General features: G+C 65.3%; 18 protein-coding genes. 2 read left to right on the top strand and 16 right to left on the bottom strand.

Annotation, left to right across the window (positions count from 1 at the left end; genetic code table 11):
• The first annotated feature begins 14 nt into the window (after positions 1–14).
• Positions 15–1,853, top strand: a complete 1,839-nt coding sequence (pabB, locus tag VM94_RS01510; protein ID WP_046681874.1) for an aminodeoxychorismate synthase component I — start codon at positions 15–17, stop codon at positions 1,851–1,853.
• Here the strand turns inward: pabB and VM94_RS01505 are convergent.
• Both VM94_RS01505 and VM94_RS01500 read right to left on the bottom strand, forming a co-directional pair.
• On the bottom strand, positions 1,846–2,208 hold the full coding sequence (locus tag VM94_RS01505; protein WP_046681873.1) for a DUF1428 domain-containing protein: 363 nt from the start codon (positions 2,206–2,208) through the stop codon (positions 1,846–1,848). The two genes, pabB and VM94_RS01505, sit on opposite strands and share 8 nt — an antisense overlap.
• Before the next feature lie 116 nt (positions 2,209–2,324).
• Positions 2,325–2,918: a glutathione peroxidase gene (locus VM94_RS01500; RefSeq protein WP_046682056.1), complete on the bottom strand. Its 594-nt coding sequence runs from the start codon at positions 2,916–2,918 to the stop codon at positions 2,325–2,327.
• A 181-nt stretch (positions 2,919–3,099) separates the two neighbouring features.
• Here VM94_RS01500 and VM94_RS01495 point away from each other — a divergent pair, with 181 nt between their 5' ends.
• Positions 3,100–4,224, top strand: a complete 1,125-nt coding sequence (locus VM94_RS01495; RefSeq protein ID WP_052755451.1) for an extracellular catalytic domain type 2 short-chain-length polyhydroxyalkanoate depolymerase — start codon at positions 3,100–3,102, stop codon at positions 4,222–4,224.
• Positions 4,225–4,229: 5 nt separating this feature from the next.
• On the opposite strand, the gene gabD is transcribed toward VM94_RS01495, so the two are convergent.
• The 14 genes from gabD to VM94_RS01425 all read right to left on the bottom strand — a co-directional run bounded on the left by gabD (position 4,230) and on the right by VM94_RS01425 (position 20,077).
• A complete protein-coding gene (gene gabD / locus VM94_RS01490; RefSeq protein ID WP_046681872.1) occupies positions 4,230–5,684 on the bottom strand; it encodes an NADP-dependent succinate-semialdehyde dehydrogenase in 1,455 nt (484 codons plus the stop codon).
• Positions 5,685–5,776: 92 nt separating this feature from the next.
• Positions 5,777–6,619: a PPK2 family polyphosphate kinase gene (locus VM94_RS01485; RefSeq protein WP_138828950.1), complete on the bottom strand. Its 843-nt coding sequence runs from the start codon at positions 6,617–6,619 to the stop codon at positions 5,777–5,779.
• On the bottom strand, positions 6,616–7,038 hold the full coding sequence (locus tag VM94_RS01480) for a CoA-binding protein (RefSeq protein ID WP_046681871.1): 423 nt from the start codon (positions 7,036–7,038) through the stop codon (positions 6,616–6,618). Before VM94_RS01480 ends, VM94_RS01485 begins: the two co-directional genes overlap by 4 nt.
• Positions 7,039–7,103: 65 nt before the next feature.
• Complete coding sequence (locus VM94_RS01475; protein WP_046681870.1) at positions 7,104–7,757, bottom strand: bifunctional 2-keto-4-hydroxyglutarate aldolase/2-keto-3-deoxy-6-phosphogluconate aldolase; 654 nt, start codon at positions 7,755–7,757, stop codon at positions 7,104–7,106.
• 13 nt (positions 7,758–7,770) lie between these two features.
• Positions 7,771–8,667, bottom strand: coding sequence for an SMP-30/gluconolactonase/LRE family protein (locus tag VM94_RS01470; protein ID WP_409929548.1), 897 nt, complete (start codon positions 8,665–8,667; stop codon positions 7,771–7,773).
• Positions 8,668–8,682: 15 nt separating this feature from the next.
• Positions 8,683–10,413: an L-arabinonate dehydratase gene (araD, locus tag VM94_RS01465; RefSeq protein ID WP_046681869.1), complete on the bottom strand. Its 1,731-nt coding sequence runs from the start codon at positions 10,411–10,413 to the stop codon at positions 8,683–8,685.
• Positions 10,410–11,423 carry a 2-dehydro-3-deoxygalactonokinase gene (locus VM94_RS01460; protein WP_046682052.1) on the bottom strand — a complete coding sequence of 338 codons (1,014 nt, stop codon included), beginning with the start codon at positions 11,421–11,423 and terminating at the stop codon, positions 10,410–10,412. Before VM94_RS01460 ends, araD begins: the two co-directional genes overlap by 4 nt.
• An 84-nt stretch (positions 11,424–11,507) precedes the next feature.
• Positions 11,508–12,275, bottom strand: coding sequence for an aldose epimerase family protein (locus VM94_RS01455; protein ID WP_082127500.1), 768 nt, complete (start codon positions 12,273–12,275; stop codon positions 11,508–11,510).
• A complete protein-coding gene (locus VM94_RS01450; protein WP_046681867.1) occupies positions 12,272–13,471 on the bottom strand; it encodes a XylR family transcriptional regulator in 1,200 nt (399 codons plus the stop codon). The genes VM94_RS01455 and VM94_RS01450 overlap by 4 nt, the downstream gene beginning before the upstream one ends.
• Before the next feature lie 32 nt (positions 13,472–13,503).
• The gene (locus VM94_RS01445; protein ID WP_034783811.1) at positions 13,504–14,646 is read right to left on the bottom strand and encodes a sugar ABC transporter permease; all 1,143 of its coding nucleotides are present in this window, start codon (positions 14,644–14,646) and stop codon (positions 13,504–13,506) included.
• Positions 14,643–16,214, bottom strand: coding sequence for a D-xylose ABC transporter ATP-binding protein (gene xylG, locus VM94_RS01440; protein WP_046681866.1), 1,572 nt, complete (start codon positions 16,212–16,214; stop codon positions 14,643–14,645). The genes VM94_RS01445 and xylG overlap by 4 nt, the downstream gene beginning before the upstream one ends.
• 196 nt (positions 16,215–16,410) lie before the next feature.
• Positions 16,411–17,385, bottom strand: coding sequence for a D-xylose ABC transporter substrate-binding protein (gene xylF / locus VM94_RS01435; protein ID WP_099377905.1), 975 nt, complete (start codon positions 17,383–17,385; stop codon positions 16,411–16,413).
• A gap of 140 nt (positions 17,386–17,525) precedes the next feature.
• On the bottom strand, positions 17,526–19,313 hold the full coding sequence (locus VM94_RS01430; protein WP_046681865.1) for an IlvD/Edd family dehydratase: 1,788 nt from the start codon (positions 19,311–19,313) through the stop codon (positions 17,526–17,528).
• A complete protein-coding gene (locus VM94_RS01425; protein ID WP_046681864.1) occupies positions 19,310–20,077 on the bottom strand; it encodes an SDR family NAD(P)-dependent oxidoreductase in 768 nt (255 codons plus the stop codon). The genes VM94_RS01430 and VM94_RS01425 overlap by 4 nt, the downstream gene beginning before the upstream one ends.
• Positions 20,078–20,093: the final 16 nt, after the last annotated feature.

Genomic DNA, 20,093 nt, shown 5'->3' with positions numbered 1-20,093 from the left:
CCGCAGCTGTCCCCATGCATACCGACTGTTTCGCCCTGCTCGACGACGCCAGCACACCCGGCGCCGGTTCGCGCCTGTACACGGGCCTGGCGGCGGTCTTGCGCTGCACCGAGGGGCAACAGTGGCCGGCCCTGCTCGAAGGGCTGCAAGAGGCCTTGCAACGCGGCCAGCACGCCGTCAGCGTGTGCAGCTACGAACTGGGGGCGCACTTGCTGGCCATGCCGCCGCGCGCGGCCGGCCTTGACGCGCCGCCGCTGGCGCAAGTGCTCGTCTTTGAGCATTGCACGCAGCTGTCGCAGGACGAGGTGGCGCAGTGGCTGGACGCGCGCGTCCGCGCGGACGCCGCGCCGGCCGGCGTGGCCGATATCCGCGCGAACGTGGATCAAGCCGAATTTACGCGCGCACTGCACCGCATCCACGACTACATCGTGGCCGGCGACACCTATCAGGTCAACTACACGTACCGTTTGCGCTTCGACGCCTTCGGCTCGCCCCTGGCCCTGTATGCGCGGCTGCGCGCGCGCCAGCCCGTGCCCTACGGCGCGCTGGTGATGCTGCCCGATGGCGGCGCCCTGCTGTCGCTGTCGCCGGAGCTGTTCGTGCGCCATGCGCAGGGAGAATTGACGGCGCGTCCCATGAAAGGCACGGCGCCGGCCGCCCCTGCGGATCAAACGGCAGAAAACGCGCGCCGCGCCGCCGCCCTGGCCAGCGACCCAAAAAACCGCGCGGAAAACCTGATGATCGTCGACCTGCTGCGCAACGACATCGGCCGCATCGCCGCCACAGGCTCCGTCAAGGTGCCCGCCTTGTTCGAGGTGACGCGCTACAGCAGCGTGCTGCAAATGACCTCCACCGTGCAGGCGCGCCTGTGCGACGACGCCAGCCTGGCCGACATCTTCCAGGCCTTGTATCCGTGCGGCTCGATCACGGGCGCGCCGAAACGCCGCACCATGGAAATCATCGCCGAACTGGAAGGGGCGCCGCGCGGCATCTATACGGGCGCCATCGGCTGGTTCGATCCGCCAGCCGCCGGCGCTGCCCACGCGGTGGGCGACTTTTGCATGTCCGTGCCGATCCGCACCCTGGCCCTGCAGCCGGCTGGGCCTGACGGTATCCGGCGCGGCGAGATGGGCGTGGGCGCCGGCATCGTCCTCGACAGCGATCCACACGAGGAATTTGCGGAGTGCCAGCTCAAGGCCCGCTTCCTCACGGGCCTCACGAACGACTTCGAACTGTTCGAAACCCTGCACGCGAGCCGCGACCATGGCTGCCGCCAGCAGGAGCGCCACCTGGCGCGCCTGGCCGCCTCCAGCGCCTACTTCGGTTTTAGCTGGGATGCGGACGCTGCCCGCACCACGCTGCAGGCGGCTTGCGCGGCACGCCCCGACGATGTCCCTTTTCGCCTGCGCCTGGCGCTGCGCCAGGACGGCCAGTTCACGACGCAAAGCGGCGCGCTCACCGCCTTGCCGGAGACGGTCAACGTCATGCTGGCGCCCGACACAACGATTGCCGACGACCTGTTCCTGCGCCACAAGAGCAGCGTGCGCGCGTGCTACGACTCTGCCTGGCGCGCGGCCGAGGCGCAAGGCGGCTTCGACATGCTGTTCTTTAACGAACGAGGCGAACTGACGGAGGGCGGGCGCAGCAATGTCTTCGTGCAGCTGGACGGCCGCTGGCACACGCCGCCCCTGTCCTGCGGCCTGCTGCCAGGCGTGCAGCGCGCGGCCATGCTGGCCGATCCCGCCTGGAATGCGCAGGAAACCATCATCACGCGCGCCATGCTGGCGCGGGCCGAAGCGGTCGTCGTGTGCAATGCGCTGCGCGGGGCGATCCCCGCAAAGCTGGTTATTTGATATCCACCTGCATTTCATAGCCGCCATAGATCATCCGCTTGCCATCGAACGGCAGCTTGGCCGGGTCCATCATCTCGGCCAGGCGCGGGTCTTTCATGACCTTGTCGTTGATTTCATCGCGCTTGGCGCGCGACTCATACACGATCCATGAAAACACCACCACTTCGCCATCCTGCAAGTCCACCGCCTGCGGAAACGAGGTCAGCTTGCCCGGCTTGACATCGTCGCCCACGCATTCGCGAAATTCGAGCGCGCCGTACTCGCGCCAGACGGCGCCGCAGCTGCGCGACATGGCCAGGTAGGCATCGAGCTTGGCTTTCGGTACGGGCACGACAAATCCATCGACATACGCCATGATGTTCTCCTTTGTTGTGACAAACGCGAACAACCAGCTTAGGACAATGATGGCAAGACGACAAGCGCGGCATTAAAAAAAAAGCAGGCGTTCAAGCCTGCTTGTGTGTCGGCAACTTACAGCGCCAGCGCTTTTTCCACCGCGCCAACGAGTTTCTTGTCGTCCGGCGTCACCTTGCTGGGGAAGCTTTCCACCACTTTGCCATGGCGGTCGATCAGGTATTTATGGAAATTCCAGGCCGGCGTCTTGCCCGTCTGCTTGATCAGGTCCACGTACAGCGGATTCGGCGCGGGGCCGGAGACGACCGACTTCGAAAACATGGGGAACTTCACGCCATAGGTGTTGTAGCAGAAATCGGCGATTTCCTTGCTGTTGCCCGGTTCCTGCTTGCCAAAATCGTTCGACGGGAAGCCCAGCACCACCAGGCCCTTGCTGCCGTACTTGGCGTACAGCGCCTCGAGCCCTTCATATTGATTGGTAAAACCGCAATAGCTGGCCGTATTCACCACCAGCACGACCTTGCCTGCGTACTGGCACAGGTTTTGCGGCGCCTCATCCTGCAAGCGGTTGAAGGTCTGCTTGAGGATGGCGGGGCAAGCGGCCGGCGCAGCGGCAGCTGTCGCGGTGTCGGCGGCATGGGCCGGCATGGCCAGGCTGGCGCCGGCGGCAAGGGTGGTGAGCGCAAACAGCTGGGCAAGAGTCTTGGACATGAAGGGCACCATGGTTGAACGGAAAAAAACCATTCTATGTCAAACGCCGCGCGCGCGTACAAGACGGACAACAACAGCGATTGCTTGAGCGACATCAACGACGGCGCAGTACTTTCCCAAAGCACAGTTTTTTTACCTATGCTCGGCCTTCCTGTCCCTTTCCCTGCCTTGTGGAGTCGCCATGCCCTTCCCGCACCTGACCGCATTACCCACCGCCCTGCTGGCCGCCAGCCTGCTCATCCTGGCGCCAGGCGACGCGCACGCCGCCACGACGGCCAAAGCCGCCAAGCCCGCCGCGACCAAGGATGCGCCCGCCCTGCCCGCCTACCAGGCCGACCTGAGCCAGACAACGGTGTCCGGCCTGTCCTCGGGCGGCTTCATGGCGGCGCAGTTTGCCGTCGCCTACTCGGCCACGGTGGCCGGCGCCGGCATCATCGCGGGCGGCCCGTATTTCTGCTCCGGCCAGCCGGGCCGCTTCCCCTACATTCCCTACCTGACGAATGCCTTGAGCACCTGCATGAATCCCGGCAGCGCGCAGGTGGCGCCGCCTGTCGCCAGCGAATTGCTGCGCGCGGCGAACGATTTTGCGCGCGCAAATCTCATCGACGACACGGCCAACCTGAAACGCCAGCGCGTGTATCTGTTCAGCGGAACGAAAGACCAGACCGTGACGCGGCCGGTGGTGGAGCAGGTGGGGAAATTCTATCAACTGGCGGGCACGCCGGCGGCGCAGATCCGCTTCGTCGACACGTTGGGCGCGGGCCACGCCATCCTGACGGACAGCAATGCCGACAAGCCTTGCGCCGTGACGGAGTCGCCCTTCATCAACGACTGCGACTACACGCAGGCGCGCGACATCCTGCAGCACCTGTACCCGGACCTGCAACCGTCGGCGACCACCCTGACGGGCAAGCTGATCGCCTTCAACCAGCGCAGCTTCATCCAGAACGCGTACTCGAGCATGAACAATACGGGCTACGCCTACATCCCGAAAGCCTGCGACAGCGAGAGCTGCCGCGTGCACGTGGTTTTCCACGGCTGCCTGCAAACGACGCAGGCCATCGGCGACCGTTTCTACACGAGCACCGGCTACAACCAGGTGGCGGACGCCAACAAGATCATCGTGCTGTATCCGCAAGCCGAGCCTAGCCCCGTCTACCCGTACAACCCGAAAGGCTGCTGGGATTTCTGGGGCTACACCAGCATCAATCCGATCGACCCGGATTTCTACCGCAAGAGCGGCACGCAGATGGAAGCGGTCAAGGGCATGCTGGACCGGTTGGCTGCGCTCCGCGGCTCGCGTTAAGCGGCTTAGATACCGCCCATGCAGATGTATTTGATAACGAGATAATCTTCGATACCGTAGGTCGACCCTTCACGGCCCAGGCCCGATTGCTTGACGCCGCCGAAGGGGGCGATCTCGTTCGAGATCAGGCCCGTGTTGACGCCAACCATGCCCGTTTCCAGGCCTTCGGCCACTCTCCAGATGCGGCCGATGTCGCGCGAATAGAAGTAGGCGGCCAGGCCGAATTCCGTGTTGTTGGCCAGGGCGATCACTTCATCGTCCGTCTTGAAGCGGAACAGGGGCGCCAGCGGGCCGAAGGTTTCCTCGGTGGCCACGCGCATGTCGTTCGTCACGTCGGCGATGATGGTCGGCTCGAAGAAGCCATTGCCCAGCGCATGGCGCTTGCCGCCGGCCAGCAGGCGCCCGCCCTTGCCCAGCGCGTCGGCCACGTGTTCTTCCACCTTGGCGACGGCCTTGGCGTCGATCAGCGGACCTTGCGTGACGCCCGCCTCGATGCCATTGCCCACCTTCAGCTTGGCCACGGCCGCCACCAGCTTGTCGGCAAACGCGTCATACACGCTATCCTGCACGTACAGGCGGTTGGCGCACACGCAGGTCTGGCCCGCGTTGCGGTATTTCGAGGCGATGGCGCCTTCCACGGCCGCGTCCAGGTCGGCGTCGTCGAAGACGATGAACGGCGCATTGCCGCCCAGTTCCAGCGACAGTTTCTTGATCGTCGGCGCGCACTGCTCCGCCAGCAAGCGGCCCACCTGGGTCGAGCCCGTAAACGTCAGCTTGCGCACGATGGGGTTCGACGTCATTTCACCGCCGATGTCTTTCGGCGCGCCCGTGACGATGCTGAACACGCCGGCAGGCACGCCCGCGCGCTCGGCCAGCACGGCCAGCGCCAGCGCGGAAAACGGTGTCGCTTCCGCCGGTTTCAAGACCATCGGGCAGCCGGCGGCCAGGGCCGGGCCGACCTTGCGCGTGATCATCGCGGCGGGGAAGTTCCACGGCGTGATGGCGGCGCACACGCCGATCGGCTCCTTGGTGATGACGAGGCGGCGATCCGGCCACGGCGATTGCAGGGTGTCGCCCGCGACGCGCTTGCCTTCTTCCGCAAACCACTCGATGAACGAGGCGCCGAACTGCACTTCGCCCTTCGCTTCCGGCAGAGGCTTGCCCTGCTCGGTGGTCATGATCAGCGCCAGGTCGTCGGCGTTTTCCAGGATCAGGTCATGCCAGCGGCGCAGCACGGCCGCGCGTTCCTTGGCCGTCTTCTTGCGCCAGGCGGGCCAGGCGGCATTGGCCGCCTCGATGGCGCGGCGCGTCTCGGCTGCGCCCATCAGGGGCACCGTGCCGATATGCTCGCCCGTGGCGGGATTGTTCACGTTAATCGTCTGGCCACCATCGGCATCGACCCAGGCTCCATTCACGTAAGCCTGGTGACGCAACAAGGTAGGATCTTTCAACTGCAGCATATGGATCTCCGGTCTGGTTTGAATTATCGACGAGGGATACTATGCCACAGCGCGGCCGATTCCGCAGGCGCGGCGCGGAACTGGCTCAAGCTCTACTCGACCTTGAAAGACGACAGTTTCGGGTCCGGCGCCGGGTATTCCAGCTTCATGCCCTGCAGGGTTTCCAGCAACAGGGACGCGACCACGAGGTTGCGCTGCGTCTTGGAATTCGATGGCACCACGTACCATGGCGCGTGATCGGCATCCGTCTCGCGGATCGCCGTTTCATAGGCGCGCTGGTAGCCATCCCACTTCTTGCGCTGGGCGATATCGTTGGGATCGAACTTCCACTGGCGATCGGGATCGTCGAGCCGCTCCTGCAGCCGTCCCCGTTGCTCGTCCTTCGAGATGTGCAGGAAGATTTTCAGGATGACGGTGCCCGTTTCGCTCAGCATGCGCTCGAAATCGCGGATCTGCGCGTAGCGGCGCTGGCATTCGGCCTTGTCGATCATGTCCTGCACGCGCGTGATCAGCACATCTTCGTAATGGCTGCGGTTGAAGATGGCGATCTCGCCCTTGACGGGCACGTGCTGGTGCACGCGCCACAAGTAATCGTGCGCCAGTTCGATATCGGTGGGGCCCTTGAACGCGATGGCGCGGATGCCCATCGGGTTGATGTTGCTGAAGATGGCCTTGACCGTGCCATCCTTGCCCGACGTATCCATGCCCTGCAGAACCAGCAGCACCTTCTTTTTGTGCTGCGCATACAGCATGCTCTGGCATTCGGCGATCTGCGCCGTCAGCGCCACGGTTTCCTCGCGGTCCATGGCCTTGCACTGGGCCGGCGTCAGCTTCTTGTTCGCCGCCTTGGTGGCGGCGCCCAGCAGGCGCTTGCCGGCGAAGTCCTCGTCCAGCTCGAAGCCCTTGCCGGCGCGAAATTGCGTGCGCGCCTTCATGCCGCCACCGCCAGCTTGCGGTGCTCAATTTTTGTGCAGTGATCCATCACCACGTCCAGGCCCGCCGCCCGCGCCAGCTGCGCCGCCTGCTCGTTGACGATGTCGAGCTGCAGCCACAGGCAGCCGGCCTTGACGGCGATGGCTTCCTCGGCGATGGGCAGGATATCTTCTGACTTGCGGAAGCAGTCGACGATATCGATGCGCGCCGGTGCGACGGCAGCCGCCGCCTCCGTCAAGGTGGCGTAGGCGCGCTGCCCCAGCACATCGCGCCCGGCCAGGGCCGGATTGACGGGTAGCACGTGGTAGCCATGGCGCAGCAGGTAGTCGGCCACTTCATGGCTGGCGCGTTCGGGCTTGTCGGACATGCCGACGATGGCGATGATGCGGCTGTCTTGCAGGATGCGGGCGATGTTGGACATATCTGGTCATAGTTGGGCGTGCGACATTGCCCGCCTAGCGTAGCAGATTCCCGTCCCGCCAGGAGCTAGCCAGAAGACTTAGCCTTGCGCACGGCCGCCATCTTCGCCACGAAAGCCTGCGCGCGCGCCGTCACGGCCGCGTAATCGCCCGTGGCGCCAGGGCCACTGAGGCTGCTGCCGATGCCCACGGCCACCGCGCCGCTGGCAAACCATTCATGCAGGTTCTCCACCGTCACGCCGCCCGTCGGCATCAATGGCGCTTGCGGCAGGGGTGCGCGCAGGGCCTTGATGTAGGCGGGGCCGAACATCTCGGCGGGGAAGACCTTGACGATGTCGGCGCCCGCCTGCAGGGCCGTGACGATTTCCGTCGGCGTCATCGCGCCCGGCATGGACAGCACCTGGTAGCGCTGGCACAGCGCGATGGTGTCCACGTTGACGCTGGGCGAAATGATGAACTGGGCGCCGGCCAGGATGGCGGCGCGCGCCGTCTCCGTATCGAGCACGGTGCCCGCGCCCAGCAGCACGTCATGGCCATGGCGTTCGCGCAAGGTGCGCAGCACGCCCAGGGTATCGGGCGTGGTGAACGCCACTTCCAGCGCCGTGACGCCGCCGGCGATGCACGCCTCGGCGATCCGCAGCGCCGCATCGGGCGTATCGGCGCGCACGATGCCGACCATGCCCCGTTCGAGGATGCCATTGAAAACCATGTGTTTTTGCATCTGCTCTCTCCTGTCAGGCCGGCAAGGCGCCAAAGCGCACTTCCGGCAAACCGCGCACGCCTACCTGACGCGCATGAAACAATCCGCCGGCCAGCGGTTCGCTCGCCAGCTGGGCCGGGGTCAAGCTTTCCTGCGCCGTCGTGACGAACAATTCGTCGTAGTGCGGGCCGCCCAGGCTCACGCAGCTGGGCTGCGAGACGGGCAGGCTGATCTTGCGCTCGACGCTGCCGTCCGGCGCGAAGCGCAAGACCCTGCCCGCGCCCCACTGCGCGCTCCACAGGTAGTCATCCGCATCGATGGTGGCCCCATCGGCGGCGCCCGGTCCCGGATCGAGCACGGCAAACACGCGTACCCGGCTGGCATCGCCTCCCAGGTAATCGTCCCAGCGGTAGATGGCCTTTTTCATCGAGTCGCAGAAGTACATGGCCGTGCCATCGACGCTGAAGCAGATGCTGTTCGAGATGGCGATCTGCGGCAGCGGAAGGCGCTCCAGGGTCAAATCCAGGTTGAGGCGGTAAAAGCTGCCGATGGCATCGCGGCACGGGCGTTCATCGAGCGTGCCGAAAACAAAGCGCCCCTGACGGTCGCAGCGGCCATCGTTCAGGCGCGTCATGGGCAAGTCGCCCTCCACCGTGTGCAAGCGCGTGACGGCCCCGCTGCGCGCGTCAAACCAGGCCAGTCCGGAGGCCAGCCCCAGCAACAGCACCTCGTCGCTGTCCGTCAGCGCGAAACACGCCAGGCGCTCGGGCATGGCCCAGCTCTGGCGCTCGCCCGTGGCCAGCACCAGCGCATGCAGTTGGCAGCCTTCGATATTCGTCCAGAAAACGCGGCCGCTGCGTTCGCACCAGCGCACGCCCTCGCCCAGGAAATTCTGCGCATCGACCAGTAATTGGGCCTGTGTCCCCATCATTTTTTTTCCTTCCCGTCAGTGAGATTCGCGCGGAACGGCCGAACCCCGGCAACCGACGAGGAAGTCCAGGTCCGCGCCTTCGTCGGCCTGCGTCACGTGCTTGATGTACATCGACTGGTAGCCGCCCTTCATGGCCGGCGGCGGTGCGCTCCACTCGGCGCGACGGCGCGCCAGCTCGGCCTCGTCGACGTCGAGGTGCAAACGCCGTCCCGCCACGTCCAGTTCAATCATGTCGCCATCGCGCACCAGGGCCAGCGGCCCGCCCACGGCCGCTTCCGGCGCCACGTGCAGCACCACCGTGCCGTAAGCCGTGCCGCTCATGCGCGCGTCCGAGATGCGCACCATGTCGCGCACGCCCTGCTCCAGCAGTTTTTTCGGCAGTCCCATATTGCCCACTTCGGCCATGCCCGGATAGCCCTGCGGGCCGCAATTTTGCAGCACCATCACGCAGCTGGCATCGATATCGAGCGCGGGATCGTCGACGCGCTTTTTGTAGTGCTCGATGCTGTTGAAGACGACGGCGCGGCCACGGTGCTGCATCAGCTCGGGCGAAGCGGCCGAAGGCTTGATGACGGCGCCGCGCGGGGCCAGGTTGCCATGCAGGACGGCGATGCCGCCCTCGTCCTTGAATGGCTGCGCCAGCGGCGTGATCACCTCGGGATTGAAATTTTCCGCTTCGGCCACGTTGACAGCCATGGTGGCGCCCGTGACGGTGAGCGCCTCGCCGTGCAATTTGCCCAGCAGGTCGCGGATGATCACGGGCAGGCCGCCCGCATAGTAAAAATCTTCCATCAAGTACTGGCCCGACGGCATCAGGTTCAGCAAGCAGGGAATGTCGCGGCCCAGGCGGTCCCAGTCGCCCAGGCGCATGTCCACGCCGATGCGCCCGGCAATGGCCAGCAGGTGGATCACGGCATTGGTCGAGCCGCCGATGGCGCCGTTGACCATGATGGCGTTTTCAAACGCTTCACGCGTGAGAATCTGCGACAGTTTCAGGTCTTCATGCACCATGTCGACGATGCGCCGGCCCGTCAGTTGCGCCTGCAGTTTGCGGCGCGCATCGACGGCGGGAATGGCCGCGTTGCCGGGCAAGGTCACGCCCAGCGCTTCGACCATGCTGGCCATGGTCGATGCCGTGCCCATCGTCATGCAGTGGCCGGCGGAACGCGACATGCACGATTCGGCCTGCTTGAATTCGTTTGAGGTCATGCGCCCGGCGCGCACGTCCTCGGAAAACTTCCACACATCCGTGCCCGAGCCGATCGGCTTGCCCCGGTAATTCCCGTTCAGCATGGGGCCGCCCGACAGCACGATGGTGGGCAAGTCCACGCTGGCCGCGCCCATCAGCAAGGCCGGGGTGGTCTTGTCGCAGCCCGTCAGCAGCACCACGCCGTCGATCGGGTTGGCGCGGATCGATTCCTCGACGTCCATGCTGGCCAGGTTACGGAACAGCATGGCCGTCGGGCGCAGATTCGTCTCGCCCAGCGACATGACGGGAAATTCGACGGGAAAGCCGCCCGCTTCGAGCACGCCGCGCTTGACCATCTCGGCCAGGTCGCGGAAATGGCCATTGCAGGGCGTCAGCTCGGACCAGGTATTGCAGATGCCGATGACGGGACGGCCATCGAAGGCGTCGCTGGGATAGCCCTGGTTCTTCATCCAGCTGCGGTGAATAAAACTGTCCTTGTCGTCGCCACCAAACCACGATTGCGAACGCAAGGGACGCTTGTTCTTGTTGCTGCTCATACTGTCTCCTGCGGGGAAATCAAGCCGCGCGCGGCGGCGATCAGCAGCGCACCGTGACCGGCCAGATAGTCTTGCTGCTGGTCGTCGACGATGATGCGCTTGCCATAAAAAAATCCGTGTTCTTCGATCAGCAAGCCGAGCGCCTGGCGCAGCATGGGCTTGCCGGTTATGACGAGCGGGCTATCGGGCCGCATCTGGATGGCGGTGCTGTTGCGCAGCGCCAGCAGGTCGCCGCTGAGGACGGCGCCCATCAGAAAATTGGCCCGCTCATTGCATTCGATGGCGCTGAACTGGCCCAGGGTGCGCACGCTGAAGCAGGCGCGCGCCAGCCCCGTTTTTTGCGCCGCGGCCGCGCCGGCCAGCAGCATTTTCGGCACCAGGGTTTGCGCAAAACCGCCATCGACCGATTGCTTGATCAAGGTGTGCTGCGTGATCGCCTGCAGCAGCTCGCCCGCGATGGTGGTGCTGCAGCCGAGGATGCGGCGCTGTTCGTCAACACTGATCAGCTTGGTATGCGAGCCGGGCATGATCAGGGTCGCCGCGCCCCGCAACTGCAGGCGCTCGAGCAGCGCGACGACTTCCGTCTCTTCGCCGCGCATCATGTCCATCGCCTCGACGTTATGCAGGCCGACGGCGCCATGCTGGTTGCGCACGCCGGGAATCAGCCACAGGGGCTGCGCCAGCACGTCGGGCAAGTCCACCGCCTGCATGCCTTGCGCCAGCTGGGCCAGGCCGGCGGGCGCCGGCAAATGCGGCACTTCCCGCACGCCCATGGGCGAAGTGATCATGCCCGAGGCCACTGCCAGGTCCACGTCGCACGGCGCGATGCCGGCGCTGGCCAGCACGCTGGCGATGGTGTCGCGCAGCGCCTGTTTCAGCGCGCCGTTATGGCCATCGATGGCCGTATTGCGCACGCCCGTTTCCAGCTGCGCCTGGGCGACGACGGCGCCTGCGCGCCACAGCAAGGTACGCGTATTGGTGGTGCCGGCATCGATGGTGAGTATGTTCATGGGCAGGTTCGCAGCGTCGGTCAGGACAAAAATGAATGAGGGAAAAACTACCTCATGGTAGAACTGCCCCGCATATCTGACCAATCACTTATTTGACATCATTGATACCGGTTCGGATATGTCAAACGCGTCGATATCCTGCACACCCAAACGGTAGGCGAGGTTGAAGCGCCGCACCTGTCCCGGCTGCAATTGCACGCCCTGCGCCAGCAGGGAAAAACAGCGCGCATCGGAATACAAATGGCAACTGTCCTGCGTGCTGGAAAAACGCAAGACCCGGCCGGAAGCGGGGTCGGCGACCCGCGCCGCCTCGCGCAGCTGGCCGCCGCCCGTCCAGTAAAAGTCATGCCGGAATCCCGGCAAGTGCACGAGCGCGGGCCAGGCCAGGCGTGTAGCGAGCGGCGCCGGCTGGCGGAAGTCGAAGGCGCTGCCCGCCACGTCGAGCGGAGCGCTGCACGCATGGCCGCCAGGCCAGTAACGGTCGGCGGCCAGGCGCAGCACATGGTCGCCCACGGCGGCGCGGCCGCCCTGCAGATTGAACAGGGGCGCGGCCAGCGCAAAACGGGAAACCGTCTCGGCCGTGGCGACGCAGTCGAGGTGCAGGCTGCCATCCTCGTCAAGCCGGTAGGCCAGGCGCACGGACAAGCCGTCGTGCGCCAGGTGCAGCAGCAAGTGGCCGTCGTCCGGCGGCGCGCACTGCCAGGCCGTGGACGAGCGCGCAGCAGGGGGTGCCGCGCCCAGCACGTCGGCCAGGCGGCCATAGCGGTCGGGTGCCCACCAGGCCCGCACGCTGGCATCGTGCGCGTCGATGGCCACGCGCATGCCGCGCGCATTGCGCAGCAGATGCATCATGGCGCCTGCCCGGGGGCCGGCGGTGGCCGGCTGCGTTGCTGGAATTCACGCGGCGTGCAACCGAGTTCGCGCTTGAAGACGGCATGCATGTACTGCACCGTGGTAAAGCCGCAACGCACGGCCACCTCGGCCACCTGCCCCGGCCCGCGCGCCAGCAGGGTCTTGGCCGCATCGAGCTTGAAATGCAGGATTTCATCGTGCACGCTGCGCCCCAGCTCGTGGCGGAAGTGCGCTTCCAGCGAGGAGCGCGACACGCCCACGTAATCGGCCACCTGCTCCGTCTTGATGCCCTGGCAAGCGTACTGGCGAATAAAATGGCGCGCCTGCATCACCTGCGGATGCTGGAAAGGCTGGTGGCGCGTGGACGCGAGCACGTTCAGGCCGGCCGGCGGCACGAGGATGCGCGTGCCGGACAGGCGCGCGCCATTCAGCATCTGATGCAGCAAGTGCGCCGCCGTGCGGCCCATTTCCTCCGTGCCCTGGATCACGGAACTCAATGGAATGCGCGTGAGCATGCGCGCCAGCGGGTCGTTGTCGATGCCGATCAGGGCCACTTGTTCCGGCACGGCGATCCCCGCGTGCATGCACGCTTGCAGCAGCTGGCGCGCGCGCGCGTCGCTGACGGCGATGATGCCGACGGGTTTTTCCAGGCTGTTGAGCCAGGCGATCTGCTGCTCCACCGCTTCGTCCCATGAAGGCGCGCTGGTGGCGACGCCCCGGTACACGTCGGCGCGCATGTGGTCGCGCTCCATCAAGGCGCAAAACGCCGTTTCGCGCTCCTGCGCCCAGCGGTTGACGTCGGCCTCGGGCAGGCTGAAACAGGCGAAACGCGTCAAACCCGCTTCCACCAGGTGTTCATAGGCCAGTTTGACGATCTTGAAATTATCGGTAGCCACATACGGGATGCCGGCCGGGTAATCCTCGGCGCGCGCATACGAGCCGCCCACGGCCACCACGGGCAGGCGGCTGTGCGCCAGCGCTTCGCAGACGGCGGGATCGTCGAAATCGGCGATGATGCCGTCGCCCTGCCAGCGCTCGATGCCGGGCAGGCGGCAGCGAAAATCCTCTTCCAGGAACAGGTCCCACGACACGCGCGTCGTGTTCAGGTAGGCGGCGATGCCCGCGATGATGTCGCGGTCGTAGATTTTATTCCCGTTAAACAGCAGCGCGATCCGGTGCGCGGTTGGCATCTTCATGGTGTCTCCTCCCGTGCCAGATCGTTTCACGGCTATCTACGCCCCGCTCGCGTGCTGACATCGACCCACACGGCGAGGGTGAGGATACTGCCTTTCACGATCATCTGCCAGTAGGTGTCCACGTCCAGCATGGACATGCCGTTATCGAGGCTGGCCATGACCAGCGCGCCGATCAGGGCGCCGTACACGGTGCCCGAGCCGCCGCGCATCGAGGTGCCGCCGATGAAGCAGGCGGCAATCGCGTCGAGTTCGCTGAAGGTGCCGGCCGATGGGGAACCTGCCGCCAGGCGGCCTGTATTGATCAGGCCCGCCAGCGCACACATCAGGCCCATGATGCCGAAGATCCACAACTTGACGGCTTTCACGTTGATGCCGGACAGGCGCGTCGCTTCCATATTGCTGCCCACGGCGTAGATGCGCCGGCCGAACACGGTCTGGCTGGTGATGTAGCTGAACAGTCCCAGCAAGGCCAGCAGCAACAGCACGGGCAGCGGGATGCCTTCATAGCCGTTCAGGGTTTGCACGAAGGCATACAGCACGGCGCCGATGACGGCCAGGCGCAAGCCGTCGGCCCAGGGCGCCGTCTGCGGCAAGCCATGCTGGGCGCGGCTGGCGCGCGCGCGCCACGTCAGGAAGGCGGCCAGCAGGAACAGGCCGATGCCCAGCACGATGCCGGGCACTGCGGGCAGGTAGCCTTGCCCCAGGTAGACCATCGGCTCGGAGACGGGCGCGATCGTGATGCCGCCCGTGATGCCCAGCAGGATGCCGCGGTACGCCAACATGCCGCCCAGCCCGACGATGAAGGACGGGATACCCCGATACGCCGTCAGGTAGCCATTGAGCAAACCGATCACCAGGCCGCAGCCGAGTACGGCCGCCAGGTTCAGCGCCAGCGGCCAGTGCTGCGTGACGTCCAGCACGGCGGCGATGCCGCCGAGCAGCCCCAGCAGGGAGCCGATCGACAGGTCGATCTCGCCGGCGATAATCACCAGCACCATGCCGCAGGCGAGGATGCCGGTAACGGACATCTGGCGCAGCAGGTTCGACAGGTTGCGCGGCGTGAGGAAACTGCCCTCCGTCTTCCACGAAAAGAAGGCCCAGATCAGCGCCACGGCGATCAGGAGGGCCAGCATCTTGTATTGGGTGAACAGCTGTTTGATACTGTGCGGTTTCATGCTGCGGGTTCCTTGTTTGCGGTGTTGGCGGCGGGTGCCGGGCGCTGGTCCAGCGCGGCCGCCAGCACGGTTTCCTGGCTCAGGCCATCGTTGATAAAGTCGCCGCGCAGGCGGCCTTCGCCCATCACCAGCACGCGGTCGGATACGCCCAGCACTTCGGCCAGTTCCGACGAGACCATGATGATGGCCACGCCCCGGTCGGCCAGCGCCAGCATCAATTTGTAGATTTCATATTTGGCGCCCACGTCGACGCCGCGCGTAGGCTCGTCGAGGATCAGCACGCGCGGGCGCGTCAGCAGCATCTTGGCCAGCACGGCCTTTTGCTGGTTGCCGCCCGACAGGCTCGTAATGGGCAGCGACGGGCTGGCCGCCTTCAGTTCCAGCTGCGCGATCTCGCCGCGCACGGCCGTCAATTCCGCCTCGCCATCGATGCGCGTGGCGCGCGCGAATTCTTCCAGCACGGCCAGGGTGATGTTCTGCCCCACGTCGAGGTCGGGCACGATGCCGTGGTGCTTGCGGTCTTCCGGCACCATGGCCAGGCCCATGGCAATGGCCTTTTGCGGCGAACGGGTATCGATCTTGCGGCCATCGAGCCACACTTCGGCCTGGCACGGCCCCTGATAGGCGCCGAACAGGGCCGAGACGAGCTCCGTGCGTCCCGCCCCCACCAGGCCGGCGATGCCGAGGATCTCGCCCTTGCGCAGGGTGAACGACACATCGTCGACCCGCTTGCGCTGCGGGTTATCGGCATCGATGCACGTCACGTGGCGCGCCTCGAACAGCACTTCGCCGATGGGTGCCGGCTGCGCGCGCTGCGGATACAGCTGGCTCATTTCACGGCCCACCATCTGCGCGATGATGCGCTCGACGTTCATCTGCGCCATCGGCGTGGTGGCGATATGCTTGCCGTCGCGGATGACGACGATGGTATCGCAAATAGCCGCCACTTCATCGAGCTTGTGCGAAATGTAGATGCAGGTGACGCCCTTGGCTTTCAACGCGCGCAGGATATCGAGCAGCACGGCGATTTCCGATGCCGTCAGCGACGACGACGGCTCGTCGAGGATCAGCAGGCGCGCATTCTTGTTGAGCGCCTTGGCGATTTCCACCAGCTGCTGGTGGCCGCCGCCGTAATTCATCACGGGCTGCGCCACGTTCAGTTCGGGAATTTTCAGTTCGCGCAGCAACTCGTCGGCGCGCTTGTACATGGCCGCGTAATGCATGCGCCCGCCGGGCAGGGTCAGCTCGCGGCCCATGAAGATATTTTCGGCCACGGACAGCTGCGGCACCAGCATCAGTTCCTGGTGGATGATGATGATGCCCGCGTCTTCCGTGTCGCGGATCGATTGCGCGCGCAGAGGCTGGCCATCCCACAGGATCTCGCCATCCCAGGTGCCGTGCGGGTACACGCCGGACAGCACCTTCATCAGGGTCGACTTGCCGGCGCCATTCTCGCCGCACAAGCCGATGCACTCGCCGGCCCGCACCTGCAGGTCGATGCCGTCAAGCGCACGAACACCGCCAAACTGTTTGACGATGCCTTTCATTTCAAGCAGATAGTCGGACATGCTCACTCTCGTTGCGGATACGGGGGAAATGTCGGATTAGCGGCGCCCATGGCGCCGCTAATCCGACCTACGGCCGATGCGGACGGCCGACACCACCACCGGCGTTTCCGGAGCCGGCGATTGTCGGATAACGGCCGATGCGGGCAATCGTAGGTCGGCTTAGCGCGCAGCGCGCAAGCCGACAGCAAGCAGGTGATCAATTACCCAGCTGCGCCTTGGTATAGAAACCGTCGTCAACGAGAATGTTCACATTCGCCTTGGTCAGCGGCGTTGGTTTCAGCAGCACCGTGCTGACTTTTTTCAGGCCGTTGTCATAGCTGGAGTTGTAGGCCGGCTTTTCATTGCGCGCCAGTTGCACGGCCAGCTTGGCCGCTTCGGCAGCGATGGTTTTCAACGGTTTGTAGACGGTCATCGATTGCGTGCCGGCGATGACGCGTTTCACGGCTGCCAGGTCGGCGTCCTGGCCCGAGACCGGCACCTTGCCGGCCAGTTTTTGCGCGGCCAGGGCCTGGATGGCGCCGCCGGCCGTGCCGTCGTTCGAGGCGACGATGGCGTCGATCTTGTTGCCGTTGGCCGTCAGCGCGTTTTCCACGATGGACAGCGCTTCGGTGGCGCTCCAGTCCTTCACCCACTGCTGGCCGACGATCTTGATGTCGCCCTTGTCGATGAACGGTTTGAGTACCTTCATCTGGCCTTCGCGCAGCATCTTGGCGTTGTTGTCGGTCGGCGAGCCGCCCAGCAGATAGTAATTGCCCTTCGGTTGCAGCTTGGTCACGCCTTCGGCCTGCATCTCGCCCACTTTCTCGTTGTCGAACGAGATGTACGCGTCGATATCGGCGTTCAGGATCAGGCGGTCATACGACAGCACCTTGATGCCGGCCTTTTTCGCTTCCTTGACGGTGTTGTTGAGGACCGTGGCGTTGAACGGCACGATCACCAGCACGTCCACGCCGCGCGAGATCAGGTTTTCGATCTGCGAAATCTGGCGCTGCTCGCTGGCGTCGGCCGATTGCACGAAGACCTTGGCGCCCTGCTTTTCGGCGGCGGCGATGAAGAAATCGCGGTCGCGCGTCCAGCGTTCCACGCGCAAATCGTCGATGGAGAAGCCGATCTTCGGGTTTTTGGCGTCAGCCAGGGCGGCGCTGCTGCTCAATGCCAGCATGGCGGTCATGATGGCTGCACTGATGATCTTGTTCATTGTGTGTCTCCTTGTGGATTTTATTAACAACGTTTTTTTAACTACGGGTACTGCTGAAAATCTGGTGATGCTGGTGTTGTCGGCTTACGCGCGGAGCGCTAAGCCGACCTACATCAATGGTTATGCCGTGGCAGGGTCTGGCCCACGGCGCGGTACTTCAGGGCCAGCTCCATGCAGGCGCCCGTTTCCAGCTGGCCCACGCTGGCGCGGTAGATTTCCTGCCACGGCGTGGCGCTGTCGTTGACGGGCGGCGGCAGTTCTTTGGCGCGGCGCGCCAGTTCAGCCGCATCGACCAGCATGTCGCACTGGCCCCCGTTCAAGTCCACGCGGATGATGTCGCCCGTGCGCAGCAGCGCCAGGCCGCCGCCAACGGCGCTTTCCGGCGACGCGTTCAGGATCGAGGGGCTGTCCGACGTGCCGGACTGGCGCCCGTCGCCCAGGGTCGGCAGGTTCAGAATGCCGGCCTTGAGCAAGGCATCGGGCGGCTGCATGTTGACCACTTCGGCCGAACCGGGCCAGCCCACGGGACCTGCGCCGCGCATCACCAGCATGCAGCTGTCGTCGATGTTGAGCGCCGGGTCGTTGATGCGCGCGTGGTAGTCGGCAGAACCATCGAAGACGATGGCGCGCACCTCGAACACGCCTTCGCTGCCGGGACGCGACAGGTAGCGCTCGCGGAAAGCGGGCGAGATCACGCTGGTCTTCATGATGGCAAAATCGAACAGGTTGCCCTGCAAGGCCATGAAACCGGCCTTTTCCTTCAGCGGCGCGGCAAACGGGCGGATCATCTCGCGGTCCGCGCTTTCGCGGCCAGCCAGGTTCGCCGCCATCGTCTGGCCCGTGACCGTCAAACGGTCCGCGTGCAGCAAACCCGCCTGCTGCAGCTCCCACATCACGGCCGGCACGCCGCCGGCGCGGTGGAAGCGCTCACCCAGGTATTTTCCGGCCGGCTGCATGTTCAACAGCAGCGGTACGTCATAGCCATGTTCCATCCAGTCGCTCGAGTGCAGTTCCACGCCCGCATGGCGCGCCATGGCCATCAGGTGCGGCTGGGCGTTGGTGGAGCCGCCGATGGCCGCGTTGACGATGATGGCGTCCAGGAACGCCTCGCGCGTGAGAATGCTCGAAGGGCGCACGTCGTCATGCGCCATGGCGACGATGCGGCGCCCCGTTTCATAGGCGATCTGGCCCCGTTCGCGGTACGGCGCGGGGATGGCCGAGCAGCCCGTCAGCGACATGCCCAAGGCTTCCGCCAGCGCATTCATGGTCGATGCCGTGCCCATGGTGTTGCAGTGGCCGGCCGAGGGCGCCGAGGCGGCCGCGATCTGCAGGAATTTGTCGTTGTCGATCAAGCCGGCCGACAGCTGGCGGCGGCCCTTCCAGATGGCCGCGCCGGAGCCCACCAGTTCGCCGTCCATCCAGCCGTCGAGCATGGGGCCGCCCGACAGCACGATGGCGGGAATGTCCACCGTGGCGGCGGCCATCAGCTGCGCCGGCGTCGTCTTGTCGCAGCCCGTCGTCAGCACCACGGCATCGATCGGGTAGCCATGCAGGATTTCCACCAGGCCCAGATACGCGAGGTTGCGGTCCAGCGCGGCCGTGGGACGGCGGCAATTTTCAAAAATCGGGTGCAGCGGGAATTCCATCGGGATCCCGCCCGCGTCGCGGATGCCGTCGCGCACGCGCTGGGCCAGCTCCAGGTGGATGCGGTTGCAGGGACTGATGTCGCTGCCGCTTTGCGCGATGCCGATGATGGGCCGGCCCGAACGCAGCTCCTCGGCCGTGATGCCGTAGTTCATGAAGCGCTCGAGGTACAGCGCCGTCATGTCGATGTGGTCGGGATTGTCGAACCAGTCCTGCGAGCGGAAGCGCCGCGCCGGGTGTTTGCCTGCGGTGCTCATGCGCCGTACCAGCCTGCGTCGACGTAGTATTCGCGTCCCGCGCACTTGGCCGCGTTGTCCGACGCGAGGAACAGCGCCAGCGCCGCCACGTCTTCCGGCTCCACGCGCAGCTGCAGGCATTGTCCCTGCAGGATCACGGCTTCCGCTTCCGGCGTATGCCACAGCTTTTCCTGGCGCGGCGTGCGCACGGCGCCGGGAATGATGCAATTGACGCGGATGCCGTCGACGCCCAGGTCGCGCGCCAGGCCGCGCGTCAGGCCCTCGATGCCGGCTTTCGCCGTCATGTAGATCGACAGGCGCGCTTGCGCCAGGTGCCAGGAAATCGACCCCAGGTTGAGAATCACGCCGCTGCCCTTGGCGCGCATGGCGGGCGCCACGGCCTGGGCGCAGAAATACTGGTGGCGCAGGTTGACGGCCATGCGCTCGTCCCAGTAGGCGGGCGTGACGTCCTGCAGTTCGTGGCGGTCGTCATTGGCCGCATTGTTGATGAGGATATCCGTGGCGCCCGCGCTGTGTTCGATCTCGGCGAAGGTGGCGGCCAGAGCGCCCAGGTCCGTCAGGTCGCAATAGCGGAAAACGGGCGGCTGCGGCAGGTTGGCCAGCTTGTCCTGCAGCGCCAGCGACGCTTCGCGGGCGATGTCGAGAAAGGTGACGTGGGCGCCCTGGCGCGCGAACGCCTCGACGATGGCCACGCCGATGCCGGTGCCGCCGCCCGTGATGACGACGCGCTTGCCGGCCAGGCTAGGGTAAGTTGCATGCTGCATGGTGTCTCTCTTTTTA

Source organism: Janthinobacterium sp. KBS0711, from assembly GCF_000988085.1.
In the GTDB taxonomy this organism is placed as follows: Bacteria; Pseudomonadota; Gammaproteobacteria; order Burkholderiales; family Burkholderiaceae_D; genus Janthinobacterium; species Janthinobacterium lividum_E.
Note: the sequence above shows the minus strand (reverse complement) of the source record. Positions and strands in the feature narration are given on the sequence as shown.